The organism is Staphylococcus sp. Z5-21, assembly GCF_056529615.1.
On sequence record NZ_CP096462.1, the window covers coordinates 85079 to 110641 of the forward strand.

The following is a 25563-nucleotide window of genomic DNA, read 5'->3' on the forward strand; positions in this document are numbered from 1 at the left end:
TCATCCAATAAAAAGGAGTGATTCATTTGTTGAAAAATGAAATACATCGTATTTATTTAGACAAAAATAATAATGAGGTAACTATTAATAGATTTAATGTGACATATCACTATACTATATTAGAACAAATTAATGATTTGCCACAATATGGTTATGCAGTTTTAAACCATTTATATGCTAATCCTGGTTTAGAGGCAGACTTCGAGCGTGTGTTCTTAAATAGAGATAAACATCTAGAGAATACTGAAGGGTTTGAAAATCTATTATTTCTAAAGCCACATAGTACACATGAACATCATGTTATCATTACGTTTTGGCAAGACGAAGCAGCTTACAAACATTGGCAAGAGTCTCAGGAATATAAAGCATCCCATAAAAATAGAGGAACCAAGCAAGGTGCTGATAAATCTATTGTAAACAGAAACCTATCATTTAATATTAGTTTAGAATTTAAATAACATAATTTTTGAATTAAATGATATTTCTGCAAACATATAGGCGAGTTATTTAAATACTAACTTGCCTATTTTTTAAGCGATATAAAAATTTTAGCAAAATCACTGATAAGCAGAAGCATATCATAAATAATTTAGCTGAAGTTTTTACCATGTTTAAAAAGATATAGTAGTAGATTTATCAGTTCAAAAAACATGACTTAGTTGCTATTCAAGCGAATTTTTATAATGATAAAATTGTTGAATCAGAGATAAAAATTGTACATTATTTATCTTAAAACTAAAGTTTTGAATGGAAATAACTATTGATTTTAGTTACTTCCATTTTTTTATATGAAAAAGGAAACTAATAATAATCTGACAATATGGTAATGTTACAGTAATAGATATAGATAAAGGTGGAAAATATTATGAGCGAATTATTAAAGAGAAAAGATTTAATGCAATTGTTGAAAATAACGGGTATGTCTATCAATGATTTAAGAAAAATTATTACAATGACCGTGAATGGAGAAAAAGATTTTGACTCTAGGCGTAAAATTTTATTAGATCATAAGAAAGTTTTAGAACAGCAACAAGAAGCGTTAGACAAAGCATTTAATAAAGTAGACGTAAAACTTCAATATTTCAATGATTTAGAAAAGGAATATGAAAAGAACAGTCAAAACTAATTATTTGCTATAAAGTGCACTTTAACCTTTAGAATAAAAATATAAATATTAAATTAAAGGGAGCGTTTCAAATGGTTGAAAATAAAAAACTCGTATTGATAACAGGATCAAGTTCAGGATTAGGTTTTGAATTGGCAAAATTATTTGCAAAAGATGGTTATGATGTTGCAATGTCAGGCTCAAGTGATAGAATTTACGATTCTGCAAAAGAAATTGAAAAATTAGGTGTTGAAACGTATCCATTTCAAGCCGATGCGTCAACTTATGATGGGGTAGAAGATTTTTGGCGTTTTGTTGAAAATAAAAATCGTACTGTTGATGCGGCAGTTTTAAATGTTGGTATTAGTATTGGCGGAGCATTTTTAGAAAATGATTTAGATGAAGAGTTAAAACTGATTGATATTAATATTTCAGGTATGGTTCATATGGCTAAAAGGGTTTCACAGCATATGGCCAAAAATAAATCTGGTGATATTCTAATCGTTTCATCATTATCAGCTACGTTACCTACACCATATGAGACTGTTTATGGACCGTCCAAAGCATTTGGATTTATGTTTGCTGAAGCGTTAAGAGAAGAATTGAAAGAAAAAAATATTAATGTAACGGCTATGTTACCTGGGGCAACAAATACGGATTTTCATCATAATGCAGGTATGGATGCAACATATTTTGGAGATGAAAATCATAAAAATGATAAAGTGCTTGTTGCTGAACAAGGCTATGAAGCATTAAAAAATAAAATCGACCACGTGGTGTGTGGTGATGAAGCTACAAAAAAAGAGGCTGAAGAAAATAGAAAAACAGCTGAAGATGTTAAAGCAGCTAGACATGCAGCAAAAGCGAAACCACAATAACATTAATATACTTTTGGCATCTATTTGAAACAAATAGAGTAGGGCGTATCTTTAATAATAAAGGGATACGCCCTATTTTTATCATAAATTAATTCATACACCATGCCTATCTAGTAATGCGACTTATCCCATCACGCGCTCTAAACGACATGCCGCACAAATCATCATTCCCCAGTGCTTCACACGCAATATAAATCAAACAAGTAAAATCGTGGCGCTATTTTATAGCTTTCAAGAGTTGGTTATAAACTGTTTTGGCTTGTGTCTGATTTTTAATACCGTATACGTGTGTACGTCCATCTTTAAAAATGGTCATCGTATAGTCTCCGTAATGCGCTAATTTCACAAAATGATTACTTTTCGTTACATTGAGTGGTAGATAGTCTACGTGTTCAAAGATTTGAGTGCCAAACCGAAACAAGAATGCATCTCCGCAAAGTGCTTCGATAGATTGTTTTTGCTGTGTATGGAGTAGCTCATAGTTATGACGTATACATGTAGGACATTGGGGATCCTTTAAATTTTCTGCGTTAAATGTGTTAAATTTTAAATTAAAGCAATCGAAGGTCATTATTTTTTGAGAAAAGCCTTCACCAGCGACCCATCGAATGAGTTCTGAGACTTGCATGCTTGTTACTTGAGATACGACGGGAGGTAAGACGCCATTAATAGCGCAACTTTCACCGGTCGTTGGTATGGTTTGGAGCATGCATTTTAAGCAAGGACCTGTATAATCTATGCCAAAGACTGTACCTTTACTCCCAACGGCGGCGCCATAAATCCACGGGATATGCAGTTTATGGCAAGCTTCATTAATGAGGTATCTGATTTCAAAATGATCCATACCATCTATAACGATATCGGGTTGTGCCTCTGTTAAAACGGCTTCAATATTGGAAGGTGTTAGTTCTTGATTTACATCGGTAATGGTTACCTCGCTATTGATAAGACTGAGGTGGGTCTTCAATGCTTCTACTTTAGGCACCATACGGGCTGCGTCGGACTCATCGTAGGTTGCTTGTCTGTGCAAGTTGGATTCATCAACGATATCCATATCAATGATTGTTAACTGACCCACACCCATGCGCGCTAGCATTTCTGCGCTATGACTGCCTAATGCACCGGCGCCCATAATCATCACGTGGAGCTTCTGTAGCCGATTCTGTCCTTCTTTGCCAAAATCGTGATAGCGTATTTGCCGACTATAGCGTTCATTCATAGAAATCCAATGCCTTCTTGTGGGCTAGATGCTTGAGCAGTGTATTTAACTGGAATGCGACCAGCTTCATAACTTAGTCTACCTGCATGAATGCCTAATTTCATTGCTTCAGCCATTTTTACAGGGTCTTTGGCACTAGAGATGGCTGTATTTAGCAACACTGCATCTGCACCTAACTCCATTGCATGACAGGCGTCTTTAGGTGACCCGATGCCTGCGTCAACAATGATCGGTACATTGGCTCGCTCAATAATATAACGTAGATTCAATGGATTATTGATTCCGCGCCCCGTTCCAATTGGTGATGCTAAAGGCATAATCGCGTGTACGCCTAAATCCTCTAAACGTTTGGCTAATACCACGTCATTAGATACATATGGACAAACGGTATAGCCTTCGTTTAATAATATTTCACAAGCTTTATAGGTTTCTAATGGATCTGGCAACAATGTTTCGTCATCACCGATCACTTCAACTTTGATCATGTCACAGACACCGGCGTGATTGGCAATTTTAGCAATATGCACTGCTTCATCTGCTGTTTTTGCGCCTGCCGTATTTGGAAAAGTAATGAATTTTGATAAATCAACTTTTGCTAATGGATTAGGCAATGCTTTGTCGTATAAGTTCATACGTCTGACTGCAAAGGTTAATACTTCAGTTTCAGACGTTTCAATCGCTTGTGTTTGTATCGCTTCGTTGTCAAACTTACCTGTACCTAATAATAATCTCGCTTTTAATTCAAAGTCACCAATTTTAAACATTTTATCCGCCTCCTACAAATTCTAATAGTTCAAGACAATCTTGATCATTAATCTTTACTGCTTGAAAATCTGCTTGTTTTACTAAATTTTCATTATGCTGAACAATGACTCTATCGGCATCCAACTCTAATTCTTGTAAAATAGCTTGGATACTGACTGCTTGATTAAAAGTAAAATAATCACCGTTTATAACGCATTTCATGTTTTACAGCTCCTTTCAATTGAAAAGTCTTCAAATTCAGTGGGTCTGCGTCCACTTTCAATCCATTCACTCATTTTTAAACCAATCAGTGGTGATAACAGAATGCCGTTGCGATGATGACCCGTAACAACGAATAAATGATGGTCTACTTCATCCATAATGGGTTGACCGTTTGTTGAAGTCGGTCTGATACCAGACCATTGATGAATCAGTTTACTGTTTGCTAAGTTTGGTACGTAGTGTTGCGCTTGTTTGCACAGCCAATGTTTTCCGGGTTTCGTCACGCCGATAGAATAATCATCAACATAGCTCGTAGCACCGATTAAATAACGGTGATTCTTTTTTGGAACGATATAGCAACCATTTGTCATAAATAGGGTGGTCTGCAGGTTTAACGTGGGGTGTTCGACTAAGAGTACTTCACCTTTGACACCCGTGACAGGATTTTGGGAAAAATATTGATTTAATAATTGACCGCTCCAAGCACCAGCTGCAACGACAACCTTTTCGGCGCGGTACGTGTCTTTTTGCGTCATGACTGTATAGCCGTTATTTTGCTTTGTAATTGCTTGAACTTCACTATGATCAATCAATTGGATATGGCGTTTGGCTAAGGAAAGTAATAGGGCTTTGGTATATTGATTCGCGTTGACTTGATGATCTTTAGGTATCAGCATCGCGGTTAAAGTTTGAGATTGAACGTTATTGTCTGTAATGGCTTCAAGGGACTTGGAAGATAATAATTGCGTGTTCGAATCGTGCTGGTGTAGAAATTGGAATTGCTGTTCCACAATGGGATTATCTGTCTCATTTTTTGCCATTTTAACTAGGCCGCTTTCCAAATATTCAATATCTAGACCGACCTCAGACAGCAAACGATCTTTAAGGGATTGAAACATGTCTTGAGATTGTCTTGCTAAATGAAATAAACTACAAGATTCCGTAAATTCATTATGTGCACCTAACATACCTCCAGCTGCGTAAGAGGCATACATACCGCGAACATTGCGATCTATAATGGCTATCCGCAGGCCTTTTTGACTTAATTCTCTTGCAATCGACATACCTATTACACCGGATCCAATAATAATGACATCAAATTTGGTATTCATTCCATCGCTCCCTTAATAATTCCATCGTTTCTCTGTTTTTTCGTCTGAATAGCGTTATACCTGCAATCCCATCAAATCCTTTCGGCAAATCATTCAAGGTTTGTTCATTCACACCCCCAAGTGCTACGGTTGGTATAGAGTACTGTAATGCTTTATCAATTTCTGACTTTGTTCGTGGTGGTTGATTAGGCTTAGAATTTGTTCTGAAAATATGACTAAACAATATAAAATCTAAATTGAGTGCTTGTGCTTGTTTGACACTTTCCTCGTGGTGTGTCGACATACTGATTTGAATATGAGGGTGTGACTTTTTAAAATCCTTTATTCGTGTGTCAGCTTCTCTAAAATGGATTGCTGATAAATGGCATTGTTCTAAAACTATAATATGACTATGAATAATGATTTTATTTTTCGGAAACCCTGCCTGTATTAAGCGATTCATCCAATCTATCAGTTGCTGTTGTGACATAGGGGTACGTATCATTAAATAATCAATAACGGATGCTATGGTTGTGTAATGTTGAATATCGTCTGAATCTAAATTTTCAAATTCAGTAATGGCTATAAACATATAATTCACCTCATTAAAAAAACGTCACTTCTCCGGCTGGAAAAATGACGTTGAAATAACGAGTAATATACCTAAACGCCACTTTCCTACGCCAGTACAAACTGGATCAGGTTCAGGGAATTCCTAAGTTACTACTTCGGTCTCAGCCTTTTACAAGGCACTTCCAGTGGTTTCTCAAACTATTTAATTTTTAATAATACGTTTCACTAATTTTCTGAATAATTATCTACAATCTAACGTATTCTATTCCTTTTTGCAAGTTTCACTTAAAAACAAATGTGTATATTACGATATTGAATTAACTGGTTGAACACTCTATGGCGCTCACTCCAGAAAAATATTTTTAGCGTTAATCAACGTCAGATATTTCGAGTAATTTACTTGTAATGGCTTGTGTTTGCTGATAAACAGCTTTATATAATTCAAAATAAGCCATATATTGTTCGTGTCTTTTGGCATCAGGTTCAAAGCTATGTTCATATTTTATAAAATGCTTTGTCATATGCGCTACATCCGGATACCATCCTAAACCTAAGACAGCGAGCATGGCTGCGCCCATACAAGGTCCTTCTTCATATTTCAATTTTTTAATTTTAGCATTAAAGATATCGGCTTGGAGTTGTAACCAAAAGTCACTTTTTGCGCCACCACCAATGGATATCACATGTTCAATATTGTTACCCATGTGACGTAGATAGTTAATGGATTCATATAAAGAAAAAGTAATGCCTTCTATCACGGAACGCGCGATATCACTGCTATGATGCGACGTTTTTAGTCCTATAAAACTCCCTCGAATACTTGCGTCACCATGCGGAGTACGTTCCCCGGATAAGTATGGTGTAAATAATAGACCATGACTGCCTAATGTGGATGATTCAGCTTGTGCAACAATTTGTTCATAGCTTAAATGCGGGAGCATATGATTTTTTAACCATGTCAAACTATCGCCAGCTGCAAGTGTGACGCCCATGACGTACGACATATCGTTTACGACGTGATTAAAATAATGCATATTGTGTTTATAGTCGTATTGCTTGTCAGATTCACTCGTTAAGATAACGCCAGAAGTACCAATGCTACACAGCGTTTGATTTTCATCGACCACTCCTGAACCGAGCGCGCCGCATGCATTATCTCCGCCACCTGCAAATACTGCAACATCATGATTTAGGCCTAATTGTCTAGCTATGTCTTTAGTGACGTAGCCTACAAAGGCATCAGAAGTCACGAGCTCAGGATAAATATGGTCAACACCGAATTGTCGGCCAATCTCTTTAGCCCAACATTTTTGCTGATTATCTAATAACAATGTACTAGATGCATCGGAATACTCCATATTTAATTTGCTTGTTAATTTAAAACGCACGTAGTCTTTAGGCAATAAAAACACGTTTGTTTTAAGCCAGTGCTCAGGTTCGTTTTCCTTTATCCACAGTAGTTTAGTAAGTGTAAAGCCTTCTAAGACGGGATTGTCTAATACATAATCGCCAAGTTGTGCTTTAATTAAATTACATTGTGACGTTGATCTTGTATCATTCCACAAAATCGCATCACGGATGGGGTGGTTTTCATCATCCAGAATAACCAAACTATGCATTTGTCCTGACAAAGATAAGCCCTTCACTTGATAATGATTGAGTGCCTCACTGTGTACTAACTGTTGTATGCAGGAGCATGTAGCCTCAAACCAGTCATCTGGATTTTGCTCACTATAACCGTTGGCCACATGCCTTGTTTGTAGTGGTGCATGAACACTTTGTAATACGTTGCCATACCTGGTTACAGCAATGACTTTAACAGCACTCGTGCCAATATCTATACCTAATACGATATCTTGCATATAACGACTCCTTTGTTTAGATATTTAGGGAGTGGGGACTGAAATCAAATTGTTTAATAGATATTTCGTAGTGCTTCCCTAGTACTTCCCTGGCGAGGATGACTGGTATAAGAGTTTACCTGAGCTAACCCTCATGTATCAGTCTCACTAGAATTTTCATGTAAAATGCATAAGTGCATAAGAATGACTCATTTTCATGACATGAAAAAGGAGTGCTTTAAAGAAGTGAGATTTTAGATTTTCAGTCCAGCCCTCTACTGCCTAATTGAAAAAAGATTCTGAAACCATCGATGGATGTCCCAGACTCTTATTTATAACACGATTTAATTTAAATTAAAAATTTGGGGGAATTTTATTATAGAAAAATGTTAAATATATGGGGGGTGATATAGATTGATATTTACTAAGGTGAATTAACCGTATGACCTGTTATAACAAACAAAGAAAAGGTGTGAGATAGTAAAAACATGGCTTAAATCATAATTAAGCCACAAGTTAGTCGTCGACATAAAAAAAGCGTTAAGTTATTCAATGCTGAGTAACTTAACGCTTTTTATTTATACACAAATTTAGTTCGCTATTTCTTTTTTAATTTGTTTGGTTGCTTGAACTTGTTGTTGATGATTTAAATAGTCGTTTATTTCTTGTTGTGACGCTTCTGGATGTTGTTTTTTATAGTTACTTGCTAACTGTTGCATTGCTTTTTTCTGTTGTTGCTGCTTCGCTTGATTTCCTTCGCTGCTCTGTTTTTGCTGTGATTGTTGTAATTGTTTTGCTTGCTGAGCATCTAAAACGACCCACGTATCTTTAGGGACTGTCACAACGGTCGTTTTTTTGATTAATTCTTGATTGTCATGTCCAAAGCTAAATAATGATTTATAAACATCTGATTTCCAAACCCAAACTGTTTTTTTAGTTTGTGTTGTTGCTTTATCAGTATCTTTTACTTCATATGTCGCTTGGTGTTTAACCGATTCTGATAAATGATCTTTATCCATATTTGGTTTAAAATGTGTCTCGGCTTTTTGATCGTCTGAATGATTTTTATAAACCATAATATAATTATTACTATTCTTGCCCATCTCGTTAGCGATTAACATATTGACTGGACTGTCTTTAGAACCAGCGCTATAGATTTCTTTTTTATCAGAAGTGACTACTTTTTTCTCCATTCCCCAATGGTGTGTCATGTTAGCTGTGATACCAATGATCATAAGTAATAAGGCTACTGTGGAAATATAACCTAAAATATAGCGTGTAACCTTATGAGGAATTAATAACCAACTAACAAATACACATAGCGTTAAAATAATTGTTATGATCATATTATTTCTCCTCACTTTCAGATGAATTCATTTTCAAGAATGTTACGATGAGCACACCGACTAGCGCAAAGAAGATACCTATGATAAATGCTGTATTAAAGCCGTCAATTGACGCTTGTTGCGCCTGTTCAGCATATTTTAAAGGATCGATATCTTTAAGACTAGAAGCAGGCATATTGTTATTAATAATATTTTGTGTAACGGACGTTAATAGTGCTACAGCTATGGATGAAGCAACTTGTCTAGCTGTATTATTGACCGCTGTCCCGTGTGTGCCTTTTTCAACCGTTAATGCATCCATAGCGTTTGTAGTTAAAGGCATCATCAAAATGGCAATACCAAACATACGAATCGCGTAGAGTACAAGGATTAATGTAGGTGAAGTATGATCACTTAAAAATCCAAATGGTATGGATGATAAAGTTAAAATTGAAAATCCGACAAAGGCTAAACGCTTAATGCCCACTTTGTTATATAGCGTACCTGATATGGGTGAAATAAAGCCGAGCATTAAAGCACCAGCGAGCAAGGTCAAACCAGATTCAAAAGGTGAGAAACCATGAATATTTTGTAAATAAGTTGGTAACATCATTTCAACACCATACATGGCCATAGTAACCACAATCAAACCAATCGTTGCGATAGTGAATCCTTTAGATTTGAATACGCGTAAATCTAGGAAAGGATCTTTGGATTTGAGCTGTCTGATTACGAATAGTGTTAAGACAATAACACTGATGATAATCGGTAAGATAACGTAGTTCACACTGTCCCAACCTTCACTTGAAACATTGGAGAATCCCCATAAAAAGAGACCGAAGCCAATACATGACAGAATCAGTGAATATACATCTAATTTCAATTTACGGTTCGGTATAACGTCTTTCATAAAAAAGAAACTCAATACAAATGCGATGGCTACAATAATAATTGGTAATACAAAAATATTTCTCCATGAATCAGAAATCGTAATACCTAATAAGACGTGGTCTTTATCTAAGATCCAGCCTGCAAATGTAGGACCCATAGCAGGTGCTAAACCTACAGCTAAGCCACTTAAGCCCATAGCAGTACCTCGTTTATTGATAGGGAACATATTGATAATAATAATTTGCATTAATGGCATCATCAGCCCTACTGCAATGGCTGTGACAATGCGTCCTGATAAGAAAATAATCCATGCATCGTGATGTGATGGTGCAATAGCCGTTAGTGTTAAGCCGATTAATAATAAACCGTATGCACAGACATGTAACCACTTAGTAGAAATTCTGGTTGCTAGAAAAGCAGATAAAGGCACCATAATACCGTTAGCCAGTAAAAACCAAGTCGTTGCTTGTTGCGCAGTACTAAAATCTATATCAAAGTCATTCATTAAAGTAGGTAAAGGTGTACCTAATGACGTTTGCATGAGTGCACCAGCAAATGTGGCTAGAAGAATAATACTCATAATGATTTTTGGTTTATATTGTTGTCCATGAATGTCTAAGTTCATATTTTTACTTGTTTGGGTAGACATAAACAAGCCTCCTAAAGTTCTTGATAATTAATACTTTGGAAATATAGCATCCTGTATGAATTTGTAAAAGAACAAAATATGATACAATGTATGAAATCGAACAACTTGTATGATTTTGTATTATATTTGAAAAATAGGAGTGATGATGTGGGATATCAAAGGAAGACTACTTTAACTCATAAGCGTATAACAAACAGTTTAGTAACTTTGTTAGAAACACATAAATTTGATTTAATTACCGTTAATCAAATTGTTGAAGAAGCGGAGATCACAAGAAGTACATTTTATAGATATTATGATGATAAATATAATTTGCTATCAGAGATAGAAGAAGAGATTTTGACGCATTTATACGAAGAACGTCAAAAGATAGATCAACAATTTGCGAAAGAAGATATGTTGAATGTTGAAGTATTTCAACAATTGTTTGAAGCATTAGAGCCATATTCAGAAACAATACGACTTTTATTAGGGCATAATGGAGACTCAAGTTTTGAAATGAAAATAAAGAATGAAATAGGTAAAAGGTTTATCAATTTAGGTGAGCTTCATCATGTATCCAAAGTACGTGAAGATTTAGTGAAAGAATATTTGTATGTTATTTTAATTAAAACATTTCAGTATTGGTCCGCTAATAAAGATAGCATTGACGTGAGAGAAGTGGCATCGACGATGAGAGATATTCAATTAAAAGGTATCAGAAAGACAATTGGGTTGTAAATTCAAGGAAAAGTAAATAGTAGAAAAGAGGGAAATAATATGAAAATTCAAATCTTGTTATTTGATCATATTATAAATAAAGGCGAATCCTAGTGGGTTCGCCTTTTTGCATCTATAAGTATTTTATTTATTACTGGCTATGTGTTATGACATCGCTTCAACTACAGGTTATAACTGTCGTTTTTAAATTTTACTGATTGATTTATTTTGATAGTTAGGACGTATCATTAAATCTATAATAAGGAGGATAAAAGTATCATTTCTTAATATAACCGAGATTTCCGTTAACAGTCTCATAAAAATCGAATTGCATACCTGATTTAATAGCAGCTCCATTTAAATCTTTATCAAGTACTGTCAGTGCTAATTTACCTTTTGAAAGTTCATTTGCTTTGAATTGAACTGTGTATTCTCCAGTTTTGAAAAGATGTTTTTTAATCTCTAGAACTGTATAGTTGGTTGGATCTTTTCTATTTTTTATTTCAAGATATTTTAATTCTGAGTTTTTAGAGTAGAGTTTTAAAAATATGTTTTCATCTTTTTTGATTATTTTTTGCAATATGATATGCATTCTTTTTTTATATTTATTTTCTTTATAGACGTAATAGTATTTATCGTTTGAAAGGTAAAGTGGCTTCTCGTCTTTCTTTAAATAAAAGTTAACAAAGTCTATAATCTCTTCTTTGTCACCATTTTTAATGAGCGTTAAGGCATGTTGATTCAATGTGTCATCTGCATAGTCCAAAGAATTAAAATCATTATCTATCGTATTTAAAATATCTTGAAAGACAGGAAGTAATGTATCAATATTTTTAATGAATCCTTTTTTATAAAATTTACCTTCTAAAATATCTTTGTTTATAATTCGGTATAATAAGTTAGCAAAAATTTTATTGTTTTTGTATTTTTTTGTTAAGTAACGGTAGGCTTCATTTTGCCATTTTATACGATTAAGCACGGTAGATGCTTCGGATTTTACTAAAGAAATATTTTCATCATAACGATTAGCGCAATAGACAACGTCTTGTGTGGTACTGATATTTTTAGTGTTAAAAAATACTTCAGCGAAAAATTGTAAATCTTCTCCAAATATCATTTCTGGGAAACGAATATTATTTTTTTTGATAACACTAGATTTCATCATCCTACCAGCAGGCGCTAAATGATAAAATGATTTTCTAAAATTTTTCAAACCAACTTTATTATATGCAATTTTAGATAAGGCAACACCACTACGTGCAATACGATCACTATATACATATTTTGTAAGACCTGTAGCATAGTCAGTTTTATTTGATTTTAAAAGCGTATATAAATTTTCCAAGGCATCTGAAGGTAACCAATCATCTCCATCTACAAACATAATGTATTTACCTTTGCTTAAATCGATTGATAGATTACGAGGTTTGGCAGGTGTTCCTGAATTTTCATCTAATTGAACAAATTGATAATTAGAAAAACTTTCAATCTTTTTAGATATAATATCAAGCGTATTATCTGTGGAACAATCATCTACAATGATTAATTCAAAATCATTTTTATTCATTGTCTGTGCCAATATACTATTTAACGTATTTTCAATAAACTTCTCCTTATTGTATGTACTTATAAGTATACTTACTTTAAATTTATTTGTTACTTTATTACTTTTTATAACTTTCATTTCATATCCCTTTCTATGTTCATAAGATTTATAATTTGATGAAATTTTGTAATTAGCCTCTAGTTGTGTAAATATAAATAATGATTTTTTATGTTTTGTGATAACAATTAACTTTTGTTATTTATTATACTATTAAAACCAGTAATTATGGAATAGTTTTTAAAAGTTGTATAAATTGTGCAATTCTTTTTGGGGTGATTTTAAAAAAGCAGCTTGTGAATAGTAACTATTTTTATAGTAGTGGGGGCATAGCGCAACTTAATGTATTTTTCAGTAAATACGTCTTTTATGCGGTTTTCGTTCTCCTACAAAGTAAAAAAATAGCTTCCTTTACGTGTGGTGTCAAGGAAGCTATATTGCTTTTCGCTATATTAATAGTGAAATGAATTTGATTAGATGGAAAACAGTAAATTTATGATGATGGTTTACTTCTGAAATATTGAGTGGGATTACTTTTAAGTTTTGGTTTTCTAGGGACAGGTACGATATAGTTTCCATTTGGAATTTTAATAAGTAAATGAATAACTAGTACAGATAAACCGACGATAATGATATATGAAAGACCATATAACAGTATGCTATCTCTATTATCAAAAATTGAAATTTTTAATACAAGCCATTTTACTAAAGGATGTACTAAATATATCCCCATAGAGTAATTACCAATTAAAGTTAATGTTTTCATAAGTAATTTATTTTTTCTAATTAAAAAATAAAAATAAATCAAAAATATTAAGAAAAACGGTGTATATAATAAAAATGCTGGATGCGATGAGGTTACAAAATGATCTAAATCAATAAACAATAAAAAAGATATAAAGACGACAACAATGGCAGGTAAAAATAACTTGATATACTTTTTGATCAATGAATTGATTTCTTCATAATACTTAGCAAAAATAATACCCAATATAAAATAAGAAATCCAATTGAGTAAGAATGCCCTACTTGTTATAAAAGTACCGATAACTGGTATATCAATTGAAATGTGTTCATAGTTTAATTGCCATAAAATAGTGATGAATGTAAATAATAAGTAAGTTAGTAATAAGGGAATCCCTTTTTTAATTTTTTGTAAGAATGGAAATAATATGTAAAACTGCAACACGGTTAATATAAAATATAAATGGTAATTTCCAGTTCCAAATAAATAATAGCTAATAAAGTTTTTATTACTATCTAAATTCACTTCAACAACACCTAAATAATATAAATAAACGGTAGTCCAAATGATATAAGGCACAAATATTTTGGTGAATCGTGATTTAGCGAAATAGTTTAAATCAAAACCTCGTTTTAATACAGAATGGGTTAATAAAAAAGCGCTAATCACTGCAAAAACAGGCGTGCCAAGCCGACCAATTTGACTCAAATATCCTGCGAGAATGGTCATATTATGGTTGTTTTCGCTATTCGTATATGAAACTGATAGATGAACACATACGATAAATAGTGTAGCAATAGATCTAATAATAGGTATTTCTTCAAAATACTTCAACATGCTCCCCCTTAATGAAAATAACACACATCAGCTAATTATAACTGATAGGCGCAGTTTAAACTAGAGTTGAAATTATTTTGGATTTAAATCGATTTTATGTATAAACTCTATAACTTTTAATTTTTGTTGAGTGACATAGGGATAGACATTGAAAAATGACTAGTTAATGATTTAGATATTCTTTTTTATTATACATAAAGAGACTGAGACATTTATTTATGTCCCAGACTCCCAATTTATAACACGATTTAATATAAACTTTATGCTCCAATCAATTTTAGCATTATAAGTGCTTTGAATGGGGTTCCAATAAAACGGACAGCTCTGTTGTTAAAGTATCAATATCACATGGTTTTGATGCTTCAATCCACCATACAATAACGCCTACTACAGCTGATGATAAAAATTGAATTGTAATTCCATTATTTTCTTGATTCATGTTGTCGCGCATTTTCTTTGATAATGTTTGTTTAACTATATTAAGATCCGACCTTTTAAACAAAGTCTTTAAAATAGTGTACTGATCGTCAATGACATATAATATTTCACGTAATGCCTTTTCATTATCCTCTGATTTTGCCATGTAAAGATTGCATTGATTTACTGTTGCACTCAAAATAAAATCAATAGCATGGTCTAAAATGTCGTATTTATCTATGAAATTCAAATAAATGGTACCTCTATTTATATTGGCATGCTGAGTAATATCATTCATAGATATTTTATTAAAGTCTTTTTCTCTGATTAGTTCCACAAAACTACTAATAATCAGTTGTTGAGATTTTTCTTTTCGTTTAACCATTTTAACTCCTTTTAACATCAACATTTTCAAGTATTTGTTCATTAAGCGTCAATAAAGTTGTATTGTTCATTGAGTTTAAAGTTTAGTGATGATAATTTAAAGTTATTGAACAATTGTTCAATAACTAAACTAGAGTGATAAGAATATGAAAATTTTAATATATGGTGCTGGTGTACAGGGTCAATTTTTGTCTCACGCACTAAATACTAAAGAAAATACTGTTACAATGTTGGCACGAGGGAAAACTTTAGAACAATTGAATCAAAAAGGACTAAAACTTAAACATTTATTACAAAGAAAGACGACAATTGAATATATACCAACGATGAACACACTTTCAGAACAGGATATATATGACGTGATTTTTGTAACGATGAAGTATTCAGATTTTTATAATGTGGTTCCAACATTAGCTGAAAATAAAAGTCAAAATATTATCTTTGTTGGAAATAACATGAACCCTAAGTTACTTCAAAAAACATTAATGCAACAGAGTCATCATACTAAACATATCACATTCGGCTTTTTGATGACTGGTGGTTCAAGAGAAGATAACGATACTAAGATTTTAAGATTTAATGCTGGTGAACTCAAAGTGGGCAATATGTATGGAGATATTGCATTCGCACATGAACTAAACTCAATATTTAAAAATACGAAAATTAAATTAACATATGAGGCAAAATTTGAAGATTGGTTGATGTCACATGCTGCTTCAATTTTACCAATCAATATGCTTTTTATTCTAAAACAAAGTAAAAGACATCACACGAATGATTTAATAAAGGAAACAATAGCTGCTTTTAATGAAATGTATCAATTGTTGGAACATCAAGGTCATCGTATTAGACCGAAAGCACAGACTATTATTTTTAAAAATTTTAAAGGTTTATCCTATATATTATTGAAAGTAGTTATGAACATTGGACTTATTGATCAAACACAAGGTTCATTTAAAGAGCTTGAAGCAATTTATAACGATATTAAAGTGCTAAATCAAGATACTGCCTTGACTACACGTCATCTAGATAATCTATTTGAGAAAAGTAAATCTGTCAGTGAAAACAACTAAAATCACCGAAGCTAAAATGAAATGTATCCTAAGGTAACGTATGCTACTTCACTATTCTAAAACACACTCTTAGTAGTATTCGAAAATATAGCAAGTAAAAAAGGTAGTATAGAAAAATAAAGTCTAACCCTGCCAATCTATTTCAGATATTGCAGGGTTAGACTTTATTTTATATTTTTGATTACTTCTTGACGAAGTTTGCCTCTTAATTCTGCCATGGTATTAAGGTGATATTTTTTATAATCTCCTGAATCAATTCTGAAAGCATGTACTCCTAAAATTTCATTTTTGCTATTTAAAATTGATCCACCAGAAGACCCTGGTTCAGCCATCATTTGATAATAACCCATTGGATTTACATTTCGAGCCATGAGTGAATATTTACCTTTTGAATGATACATAGTACCCATTGGATCTTTTTTATATTTTCCAGTTGGTAAACCGTAATGATATAAGTGAATAGGTGTATTGGATTTGATATTTGTAATCGATTTTTCAGGAGCAATTTTACGTATCTTCATATATTTTGAAATATCTTCATTTGTATACACTAAAGCAACATCGCCATATTGTAACATTTTGACACCAGTTACTTGGAGAGAGCGCGCCACTTTTGAACCTTCTTGTAATAAGTTTATTCTTAAATTTTGTGTTGATGAAGGTGTCATCGGTTTATGTGCTTGTTGATTATTGATGACATGGTTCGCTGTTATTATTGTATGTTTGCCAATTGCAGTTCCAGTGCCATAAGTTAACGCTTTTGCTGTAGGATTCCAATTGAATACAGTTGCAATATTAGCTGCTTTTGCATTTGTATGTTCTAAAGTAACGCCTTTATTACCTGAAGCTTTCATAATTTTTAATGCATCATTGATACCAGAAGCACTGGTTGTTTGACCGAAGTCTCGAACATTATCACTACCAGGTATCTTGGATGACCATCGTTTTGGCGCTTGATTATAGTAGTTAAGGTTTGTCTGTTTTTTTTTGCTTGATTTTGGCGTAACTTTTACACTTTTAGATGCCTTTGCTTTTTTTATTTGTGTGTTTGATGGTTTGTTTTTTACAGTTGCTGATAATATTTGTGGTTTTTGAATTTTAGTTTGATTGTGTTTTGGTGATGGTTCCACTGGACTTTTCTTAAACTTCGTTACTTTACTAGAAGTTGATGGTACCTGCGGCTTCTTCGCTGTTACTTTGCTAGATTTTTGCCCGGTTTTATTAAGTTTAATTGATTGAACTTGCGTTTTTACCTGCTTAAATTGTCTTGGTAAAGTATATTTTTTTTTCTTTTCACTTTTGATTGCTTTCACATTAGTATTTGTATTATTTTTGGTTATTGTATTCGATTGTACGAGTGTTTTGTGGTTTTGTATGGGTTGTGTTATTGTTTGTAGTTTTTTAGGCTTTAGTATCTGTGATGCAGGTTGTGCTTTTTGATTTACAGTTTTTTTAGAAGATGAATAAATACTATTGTTTTTAACGATATTTTTGGCAACTTGTTTCTTATTGTTATGGTCCAATAAGTTATTTTGATTAAATTTGGTATCCTTTGTTTGAATTGAATTGTTTTTAGTTAATTTATAGTTGGCTGCATGGTACTCATTAGTAGTCGTTTCAGCTGCTTGTAATTTAGTCATATGAAATGTCATTATGAATACAATTGCCATTAATAATGATATAAAGTGGTAAACATATTTATATAAACTTTTGTTCACTTAACCTGTCCCCTTACTGTTATTTGTGTAAAAAGTTAACGCTAACGTATTTATTCAATATTATATACATGTGCTATTTAGTATAGCAATATATTTTTCAAGTAAAAACAAAGAAAATTTTTAAAGTTTTAGATTCACGGTATTTTTTAATAATAAAAATAATGATATATCAGAGATTAGGAGGATGAAATATGCAAAAGAGAAATGATTTTATAGTTAAATTATTAGAAAAAGCATCGATCCAAAACGGAATGCGCGTACTGGACGTAGGTTGCGCTACGGGCGAGGTTACTCAAATTGTTGCCAATAAAGTTGGTGACCAAGGTGAAGTGATTGGTGTGGATATGAACCAAGATATGCTTCATATGGCTGAGGAAAATAAACAATTTGAGAATGTAAAATATATTAAAGGTGATATTTATAATTTGCCTAAAGACATTGGCAAGTTTGATGCAATTGTGGGTAGAAGCGTTTTGATGTATTTACCAGGTGCATATGAAGCTTTAAATGTATTGAGAGGTCATTTGAAACCTAATGGTATATTCTGTTTTCAAGAAAGTGATGCTATTAATAGCGGTGTAGGCGCAGATAATTTACCAATGCATCAAAAAGCGATTCAACTAGTATGGAAAACTGTAGAAAGTGAAGGTAGCGATATTCATATTGGTCAAAAACTTTATACATTATTTCAAAAAGTAGGCGTAGTGCCTGTAGAATTTATCGCAGAAGCAGTGATTCAAACCTCAGACGATAATGATTTGAAGTGGCTTATAGATATCATGGCTACCAGAATGAAAGAACGTCAGATAGTTAAATCATCTTTTTCTATTGAACAATTTTTAAATGATCTAACAAATGAATCTGAAAAGCATCACAGTGCTTTTATAAGAGATATGGCATTTGGCATTTGCGGTAGGATTTGATAAATCAGCACTTTAAATGATAAATAACAGGGAAAGTTTCTAAGAAAAATTAATAGCAACAGTGAGTATATTTGAAAAGTCTTTACAATAGATGAATGATAATAAGGAGCGGATCATTCACTGTAACTATAGACTTATACAAGCGTTAGGTAAGTATGCGGTTTGTCTGAAGTTAGACTGAACGTAGGATAATGTACAATAAAAAAGCTAATTTCATACAAGGTGAAATTAGCATGTAAGTTATCATTCCATAAAGTTGATCAAACAATTTTTCGACATTAATTTCTTGTTGCGAGTAATATACAATGTTATAAATATCTTTCTTTTCAATTAGGTGATTTTTCATGCGATGAAATCTTTTCATGATGTCCAATTTTAAGCAAAAACAGTAATACAATTAATAAAATAAATGATGGTAACCAAACTAAATTTAAATTCAATATGCTTAAATAAATACATAGCGCAAGAATAGGGAGACCTAAAGCATTTCCCAGGGAATAAATGTGTTTTACGGTATGGCTCGCATAGGTTGTAACAATCATTTTTCTGAAAATAATTCTAGCACCACCAAAGGTTAAACCGAATAGTAACATTAAAACTAATTTAAATAAGAGTATATCTTCTAATACATACCATGAGATAGTGATTACAATACTGAGGATGAATAATAAATGCATCCACTTATTTGAAATAAATTTACTAAATAGTACACCAATGACAGCCATGCCTATACCTAAAACACTGTCTAATAGCGCGACTTCATGAACTTCACCGCCTTTATAAGTTGTAAGCGTAGGTAGCATAAAGTTAATTGTTCCCAATATTGGCCACATCAGCATGCTCATAAAATAATGTATTAATTTTACAGATGACTTGGGTGGAGATGATTCGTTTATAGAGGTAAGATGCATCATCTTATTTCTACTTCTAATTGCTAAGCAAAGAATTAGGTAGGCTAAACAGATAAAACGGTATAATGCAGTAATTATTAAATAATTAGTCATGATGCGCATCACTACAATCAAAAATTTTAGATGCGAGTTCATTGGCTTTATGAATATGTTTGAAAGTTTTTGTAGTCGATAATTCAGGCCAGCTAAACTGCACAAGTCCTTCACGACTGCTCCAATTTTCAGGATCGGTTACATTGTCTCCAATCCCCTTTAATAAATTTACTTTTTTTATTTCAGAATCATTGGCTATATCAGGATAGTTAATATTTTGTATCTTACCTTTTTTAGCTTTCATAAAAGCGATAGCAGACGTACGTTTTGGTGTGAATATATCTGCTGATTTAACTTTATTATTAATGTACATAGAAATATGGAGTTGATAAGGATTCATATCATAAGCATTTTCAACTAAGTCCATTATAGCGTCACCACCAGGTCTAGCAGTAGCTTCTATGACATAGAGTTGGTCGCCTTTGATTTTTATTTCCACATGAGCAACGCCTCGCGTAATACCTAAAGTCTGACACGTGCGGATTGCAAGGTTTTTTAATATCTTCATTTTTATATCTGTGACTTGGGACTAAATGACCCATTTCAGTAAACCATGGTCTGGGAGATAAATATTTTTCAGTAACTGTAATGACCTCATAGAAATGATGACCACACAACACTTCAACTGAAACTTCGTCATCACTATCAATAAATGTTTCAATCAGAAATTTATTTTTAAACACATGAAAGGTATCAGCATAAGTCTCCATAATTTGTTTCGATTTTCTATAGGCATCCATGCATTCTTTTTCGTTATTTGCTAAGTAAACCCCACCACTGCCTCCAAAATCCATTGGTTTTATAATTACTGGGAAAGTAAATTCTTTGATACATTCTTTCAATTCTGTTGCATCATTAAATTGTATCGACTTTGCTGTAGGAATGTCTGCTTTTTCAAATAAGGATTTCATGATGTGCTTGTTTCTGCAAGCTTTAATAACCTTTGGTTCAAGGTAAGGCAAACCGTAGTCTCGATTTAATTGATTAGCTACTTCTAATGTCCAATCATTTAAAGAGACAATGCTTTTTGGTTCGTACCCCTGAATTTGATAATATGCTATCTCTTTCTTTATCTCTTCATAGCTTAAAGGATTGGCATCAATACAAAAATCAAAATACGCATTGTACTTATATTTTGCATTTTGAATTGTTGTCCATATTTGAAAATCACCGATTGCTTTGCCACCAGCGTAAGCACGTTCTCTTAAAAACTGATCTGCACCTAATAACAATAGATATTCTGTCATATGAGCCTCCTAATTTTTATGTAATGATTAATATATATAAATAATACTATATAAAATTATATTTGGAATATAGTTGGAATGAATTTTGGGAAATATGAATTTTATTAATTTGAGTATTTTGAATTGGTTTGAGAGAAGTGTAATGAAATTCGAAGCATGATTAAGAAGATTGGAAATATAAAAAAAGACTAATTCGCTCAAGCGAATTAGTCTTTTTACAATTAAGAGTGAAGGTCGTTCTAAACTCTCAATTGAAGCCCTACAATTGTTAGTTGTTTTTAATATTCGATATTCGGTGCTTTATTCACGTGTTTTTGATAACGTTTTAAAGCGTAAAAACCGATAGCGCCGATTACTGAAACTACTAATAGTTTTTTCATTTTTTTCACAATCCTTTAAAATTATTATGCATTAAACTACTATTTACTATAATAGTTTAGGTTTAAGCTTTTAGAAGTTTGTTGACGTGTACGTCTCATTAAATCAGGATCTTCAATTAATGATTGACCATAAGATGGAATCATTTTTTTGATTTTTGGTGTCCATTCTGATTTATATTCAGGGAAGTTTTTCTCTAATACTTCTAATGCAACTGATACTGAAGTAGAAGCCCCTGGAGATTCACCTAATAATGCAATTACAGTATGATCTTCAGAATTAACCACTTCTGTACCGAATTGGATAAAGCCTTTACCGTTTTCAGGTGTATCTTTGATTACTTGAACACGTTTACCAGCATTGTATAATTGCCAGTCTTCGTCACGTGCTTCTGGGTAGAATGTACGAAGATGGTTCATAGTACCTTCTTTAGTCATCAAGATTTGATCAATTGAATATTTAATTAATGGTAAGTTTTTAACTGCTGATGCTAATAAAGTTGTGATGTTATATGGTTTAACAGATTTAAATAAATCTAAATTAGAACCTTGTTTAAGGAATTTAGGTCCAATACTAGCGAATGGTCCAAATAGTAATGTACGTTCACCATCAATATAACGTGTATCTAAGTGAGGTACAGTCATTGGTGGTGTACCTTGAGGTTCTTTACCGTATACTTTAGCATCGTGTGCTTGTATAACATCTGGATTTGTACAGATTAAGAATTGACCAGTGATTGGGAATCCACCTAAGTGTTTACTTTCAGGAATTCCTGTTTTTTGTAATAGTGGAATTGCGCCACCACCTGCACCAATAAATACATAATCAGCTAGTTGTGTTTTTACACTACCACTGTTACGTTGACGTACTTTAACTTCCCATTTACCGTCTTTACGTTGGTTAAAGTCCATTACTTCGTGGTTGTATTGAACATCTACATTAGGTTCTTTTTCTAAGTTTTTGGCCATTTTACGAGTAAGTTCACCAAAGTTTACGTCAGAACCTTCATCAATTTTACTAGCTGCCATAATGTCACCTGCACTATGACCTTGCATCATTAATGGAATCCATTTTCTCATTTCTTCAATATCTTCTGTGTATTCAATATTGTCGAACATTGGGAATTCTTTCATAGCTTCATAACGATCTTTTAAAAATTGAACGTTATTTTTACCTCTTACAAAGCTAATGTGTGGTAGCGGACGAATAAATTCTTCAGGGTTACTGATTGTTTTGTTTTGAACTAAATGACTCCAAAATTGTTTTGATAATTCAAATTGTTCATTGATCTCTTTCGCTTGCTCAATGTTAATTGAACCATCTGGTTGTCTAACTGTATAATTCAATTCACATAAAGCAGCGTGTCCTGTACCAGCGTTATGACGCTCGTGAGAACTTTCATCACCTGGACGATCTAAACGCTCGTATAATTTAATATCCCATTCTGGTGCTAATTCATTAATCATTGTACCGAATGTAGTACTTAATACCCCAGCGCCGATTATTACAACGCTTTTTGACTCTTTGTTAGTAGCCATTATCTAATCACCTTTCCTTATCTCAACTTGCAACTATAGTATAATACTAAATCACCTATCATTAAAATACATATTTTTTATAGGTGCCATTCTAATATGGAATCTTTTTTATTTCTACTATTAAAACATAGAGAGAAATAAATTTTTTAAATATCTTTTTTGTTATTCGATTGATGTATAACTTCATTTAAACAAAAAATTTACAAACATTCCATAATATAGCATTGCTAATTAAATATAGAAAAATTATAGTTCTATGTAATTTTACCCCGATCAATCTTCAACAAACACGACTATCAAAATATTTGTACATTTATTTATTCACGCACGTGCGTATGTACACGTGTGTACATATTAAATAGGAAAGTTTAATTTTCTAATATCAACATTGAGCAACTGGAAAGATAACAGCTATTTTAAAAACTTCCTATATGATAGTTATCCATATACACACAAATTATCCAACTTTCACATGTTCTAACCATTACTTTTTTCTATGGGGTGGATAGATAATATGTATTTTATTTATATGTCGCAGCGTTTTATAATAAGTATGTAATCAATTTACAGCGCAAATCATTCGTTATGACATGCCATGGTATAGGACTAAATGTGAACGGCGCTAATTTAGAGTATTAAATATGAATTTTTCATAATAATATAATGAGATTAAATTTTTAATACATTGTTGAGTGAATAATTTAAATTGTTTGCAATGATTAATGATTTTTTGCATTAAATGTTGAAAGGAAATGAATGTAAAATGGCTGACAAAAATTATACAGCAGCAAATATGGTAATAAATACTTTGAAAAATAATGGTGTGGAATATGTATTCGGTATCCCAGGTGCTAAAATCGACTATTTATTCAATGCACTTGAAGATGATGGCCCAGAACTTATTGTAACGCGTCATGAGCAAAACGCGGCAATGATGGCACAAGGTATTGGACGCTTAACAGGTAAACCAGGTGTTGCCTTAGTAACAAGTGGCCCAGGGGTAAGTAATTTAACGACTGGACTTTTAACAGCGACATCAGAAGGAGACCCTGTATTAGCATTAGGTGGCCAAGTTAAACGTAACGATTTATTACGTCTAACACACCAAAGTATTGATAATGCAGCATTATTAAAATCTTCAACAAAATATAGTGAAGAAGTTCAAGATCCAGAGTCATTATCAGAAGTTATGACAAATGCGATGAGAACTGCAACTTCAGGTAAAAATGGCGCAAGTTTCATAAGCATACCGCAAGATGTTATTTCTGCACCGGTTGAATCACAAGCGATTGCACTTTGCCAAAAACCTAGCTTAGGTGTGCCAAGTGAACAAAATGTTAATGAAGTAATTGAAGCGATTAAAAACGCGAAATTCCCTGTATTATTAGCAGGTATGAGAAGTTCAAGTTCAGACGAAACGAATGCAATCCGTAAATTAGTTGAAAAAACAAATTTACCAGTTGTAGAAACATTCCAAGGTGCAGGTGTGATTAGTCGTGAACTAGAATCCCATTTCTTTGGTCGTGTTGGTTTATTCCGTAACCAAGTCGGTGACGAATTATTAAGAAAAAGTGATCTCGTTGTTACGATTGGTTATGATCCAATTGAATATGAAGCGAGCAATTGGAATAAAGAATTAGATACTAAAATTATTAATATAGATGAAATTCAAGCGGAAATTACAAATCATATGCAACCAGCAAAAGAATTGGTTGGTAATATTGCTGGCACAATCGAACTTATTTCTGACAAAGTCGATGAACCTTTTATCAGTCAAAAACATTTAGACGAATTAGAAACTTTAAGAGCGCATATACTTGAATCAACTGGTATCAAACCAACACATGAAGATGGCGTGTTACACCCAGTTGAAGTCATTGAGTCAATGCAAAAAGTATTATCAGATGATACAACAGTAACTGTAGACGTAGGTAGTCACTATATTTGGATGGCACGTAAATTTAGAAGTTACAATCCAAGACACTTGCTATTCAGTAATGGTATGCAAACGCTAGGTGTTGCGTTACCATGGGCTATATCAGCTGCTTTAGTACGTCCTAATACACAAGTTGTATCCGTTGCTGGTGATGGTGGTTTCTTATTCTCAGCACAAGACTTAGAAACAGCTGTACGTAAAAATCTTAATATCATTCAATTAATTTGGAATGACGGTAAATATAACATGGTTGAATTCCAAGAAGAAATGAAATATGAACGTAGTTCAGGCGTAGACTTTGGTTCAGTAGACTTCGTTAAATATGCTGAATCATTTGGTGCTAAAGGCTTACGTGTAACAAATCAAGAAGAATTAGAAGCGGCAATTAAAGAGGGATACGAAACTGAAGGACCAGTATTAATTGATATCCCAGTGAATTACAAAGATAATGTCAAACTTTCAACAAATATGTTACCTGACACTTTTAACTAATATCGAATCAAACGGCGAAAATGATTAATTA

At 32.8% G+C, this 25563-nt stretch carries 24 protein-coding genes and 1 riboswitch; of the genes, 7 read left to right on the forward strand and 17 right to left on the reverse strand.

Annotated elements, in window-relative coordinates:
• Positions 1–17 precede the first annotated feature (17 nt).
• The 3 genes from M1D64_RS00360 (at position 18) to M1D64_RS00370 (ending at position 1983) form a co-directional block, all read left to right on the forward strand.
• Positions 18–458: an antibiotic biosynthesis monooxygenase family protein gene (locus M1D64_RS00360; protein WP_230623014.1), complete on the forward strand. Its 441-nt coding sequence runs from the start codon at positions 18–20 to the stop codon at positions 456–458.
• A gap of 407 nt (positions 459–865) precedes the next feature.
• Complete coding sequence (locus tag M1D64_RS00365) at positions 866–1126, forward strand: hypothetical protein (RefSeq protein WP_075340023.1); 261 nt, start codon at positions 866–868, stop codon at positions 1124–1126.
• Between the two features lie 71 nt (positions 1127–1197).
• Positions 1198–1983: an SDR family NAD(P)-dependent oxidoreductase gene (locus M1D64_RS00370; RefSeq protein ID WP_002482015.1), complete on the forward strand. Its 786-nt coding sequence runs from the start codon at positions 1198–1200 to the stop codon at positions 1981–1983.
• 217 nt (positions 1984–2200) lie between these two features.
• Here the strand turns inward: M1D64_RS00370 and M1D64_RS00375 are convergent, their stop codons facing one another.
• The 8 genes from M1D64_RS00375 to M1D64_RS00410 all read right to left on the reverse strand — a co-directional run bounded on the left by M1D64_RS00375 (position 2201) and on the right by M1D64_RS00410 (position 10538).
• Positions 2201–3202: a HesA/MoeB/ThiF family protein gene (locus M1D64_RS00375; RefSeq protein ID WP_075340022.1), complete on the reverse strand. Its 1002-nt coding sequence runs from the start codon at positions 3200–3202 to the stop codon at positions 2201–2203.
• Entirely contained in the window at positions 3199–3966 is a 768-nt protein-coding gene (locus M1D64_RS00380; RefSeq protein WP_048787134.1) for a thiazole synthase, read from the reverse strand. The genes M1D64_RS00375 and M1D64_RS00380 overlap by 4 nt, the downstream gene beginning before the upstream one ends.
• 1 nt (position 3967) lies before the next feature.
• Complete coding sequence (gene thiS, locus M1D64_RS00385) at positions 3968–4168, reverse strand: sulfur carrier protein ThiS (RefSeq protein WP_002482018.1); 201 nt, start codon at positions 4166–4168, stop codon at positions 3968–3970.
• On the reverse strand, positions 4165–5280 hold the full coding sequence (thiO, locus tag M1D64_RS00390; RefSeq protein WP_075340021.1) for a glycine oxidase ThiO: 1116 nt from the start codon (positions 5278–5280) through the stop codon (positions 4165–4167). Before thiO ends, thiS begins: the two co-directional genes overlap by 4 nt.
• Positions 5264–5851, reverse strand: coding sequence for a thiamine phosphate synthase (locus M1D64_RS00395; RefSeq protein ID WP_075340020.1), 588 nt, complete (start codon positions 5849–5851; stop codon positions 5264–5266). The genes thiO and M1D64_RS00395 overlap by 17 nt, the downstream gene beginning before the upstream one ends.
• Before the next feature lie 66 nt (positions 5852–5917).
• Positions 5918–6026: riboswitch (TPP riboswitch) on the reverse strand.
• A gap of 174 nt (positions 6027–6200) precedes the next feature.
• Complete coding sequence (gene xylB / locus M1D64_RS00400; protein WP_069838127.1) at positions 6201–7694, reverse strand: xylulokinase; 1494 nt, start codon at positions 7692–7694, stop codon at positions 6201–6203.
• A gap of 569 nt (positions 7695–8263) precedes the next feature.
• A complete protein-coding gene (locus tag M1D64_RS00405) occupies positions 8264–9019 on the reverse strand; it encodes a DUF4811 domain-containing protein (RefSeq protein ID WP_075340019.1) in 756 nt (251 codons plus the stop codon).
• A 1-nt stretch (position 9020) separates the two neighbouring features.
• The gene (locus M1D64_RS00410; protein ID WP_069821812.1) at positions 9021–10538 is read right to left on the reverse strand and encodes an MDR family MFS transporter; all 1518 of its coding nucleotides are present in this window, start codon (positions 10536–10538) and stop codon (positions 9021–9023) included.
• 90 nt (positions 10539–10628) lie between these two features.
• Here M1D64_RS00410 and M1D64_RS00415 point away from each other — a divergent pair, with 90 nt between their 5' ends.
• Positions 10629–11258 (forward strand): TetR/AcrR family transcriptional regulator, encoded by a 630-nt coding sequence (locus M1D64_RS00415; RefSeq protein WP_232334977.1) that lies wholly within the window; start codon positions 10629–10631, stop codon positions 11256–11258.
• Between the two features lie 256 nt (positions 11259–11514).
• On the opposite strand, the gene M1D64_RS00420 is transcribed toward M1D64_RS00415, so the two are convergent.
• The 3 genes from M1D64_RS00420 to M1D64_RS00430 form a co-directional block, all read right to left on the reverse strand.
• A complete protein-coding gene (locus M1D64_RS00420; RefSeq protein ID WP_041080211.1) occupies positions 11515–12921 on the reverse strand; it encodes a glycosyltransferase family 2 protein in 1407 nt (468 codons plus the stop codon).
• 412 nt (positions 12922–13333) lie between these two features.
• A complete protein-coding gene (locus M1D64_RS00425; RefSeq protein WP_081324761.1) occupies positions 13334–14422 on the reverse strand; it encodes an acyltransferase family protein in 1089 nt (362 codons plus the stop codon).
• Between the two features lie 283 nt (positions 14423–14705).
• Positions 14706–15242, reverse strand: coding sequence for a TetR/AcrR family transcriptional regulator (locus tag M1D64_RS00430; protein WP_228481625.1), 537 nt, complete (start codon positions 15240–15242; stop codon positions 14706–14708).
• A gap of 127 nt (positions 15243–15369) precedes the next feature.
• Between M1D64_RS00430 and M1D64_RS00435 the strand changes: the two genes are divergently transcribed.
• Positions 15370–16296: a ketopantoate reductase family protein gene (locus tag M1D64_RS00435; protein ID WP_069821816.1), complete on the forward strand. Its 927-nt coding sequence runs from the start codon at positions 15370–15372 to the stop codon at positions 16294–16296.
• A 164-nt stretch (positions 16297–16460) separates the two neighbouring features.
• Here M1D64_RS00435 and M1D64_RS00440 read toward each other — a convergent pair whose 3' ends face one another.
• Positions 16461–17936, reverse strand: coding sequence for a trypsin-like serine peptidase (locus M1D64_RS00440; protein ID WP_081324763.1), 1476 nt, complete (start codon positions 17934–17936; stop codon positions 16461–16463).
• Positions 17937–18205: 269 nt separating this feature from the next.
• On the opposite strand from M1D64_RS00440, the gene M1D64_RS00445 reads away from it, so the two are divergent.
• The gene (locus M1D64_RS00445) at positions 18206–18937 is read left to right on the forward strand and encodes a class I SAM-dependent methyltransferase (protein WP_069821818.1); all 732 of its coding nucleotides are present in this window, start codon (positions 18206–18208) and stop codon (positions 18935–18937) included.
• Positions 18938–19263: 326 nt separating this feature from the next.
• Here the strand turns inward: M1D64_RS00445 and M1D64_RS00450 are convergent, their stop codons facing one another.
• The 5 genes from M1D64_RS00450 to lqo form a co-directional block, all read right to left on the reverse strand.
• Positions 19264–19770, reverse strand: a complete 507-nt coding sequence (locus M1D64_RS00450) for a hypothetical protein (RefSeq protein WP_228482889.1) — start codon at positions 19768–19770, stop codon at positions 19264–19266.
• Positions 19771–19933: 163 nt separating this feature from the next.
• On the reverse strand, positions 19934–20380 hold the full coding sequence (locus M1D64_RS00455) for a hypothetical protein (RefSeq protein ID WP_232010366.1): 447 nt from the start codon (positions 20378–20380) through the stop codon (positions 19934–19936).
• Positions 20328–21188 (reverse strand): ATP-grasp domain-containing protein, encoded by an 861-nt coding sequence (locus M1D64_RS00460; protein ID WP_232010368.1) that lies wholly within the window; start codon positions 21186–21188, stop codon positions 20328–20330. Before M1D64_RS00460 ends, M1D64_RS00455 begins: the two co-directional genes overlap by 53 nt.
• A 278-nt stretch (positions 21189–21466) precedes the next feature.
• Positions 21467–21568, reverse strand: a complete 102-nt coding sequence (locus M1D64_RS00465; protein WP_075340018.1) for an SE2200 family small protein — start codon at positions 21566–21568, stop codon at positions 21467–21469.
• A 39-nt stretch (positions 21569–21607) separates the two neighbouring features.
• A complete protein-coding gene (lqo, locus tag M1D64_RS00470) occupies positions 21608–23104 on the reverse strand; it encodes an L-lactate dehydrogenase (quinone) (protein ID WP_002482034.1) in 1497 nt (498 codons plus the stop codon).
• A 763-nt stretch (positions 23105–23867) separates the two neighbouring features.
• Between lqo and alsS the strand changes: the two genes are divergently transcribed.
• The gene (gene alsS, locus M1D64_RS00475) at positions 23868–25532 is read left to right on the forward strand and encodes an acetolactate synthase AlsS (protein ID WP_041080201.1); all 1665 of its coding nucleotides are present in this window, start codon (positions 23868–23870) and stop codon (positions 25530–25532) included.
• The last annotated feature ends 31 nt before the right edge of the window (positions 25533–25563 follow it).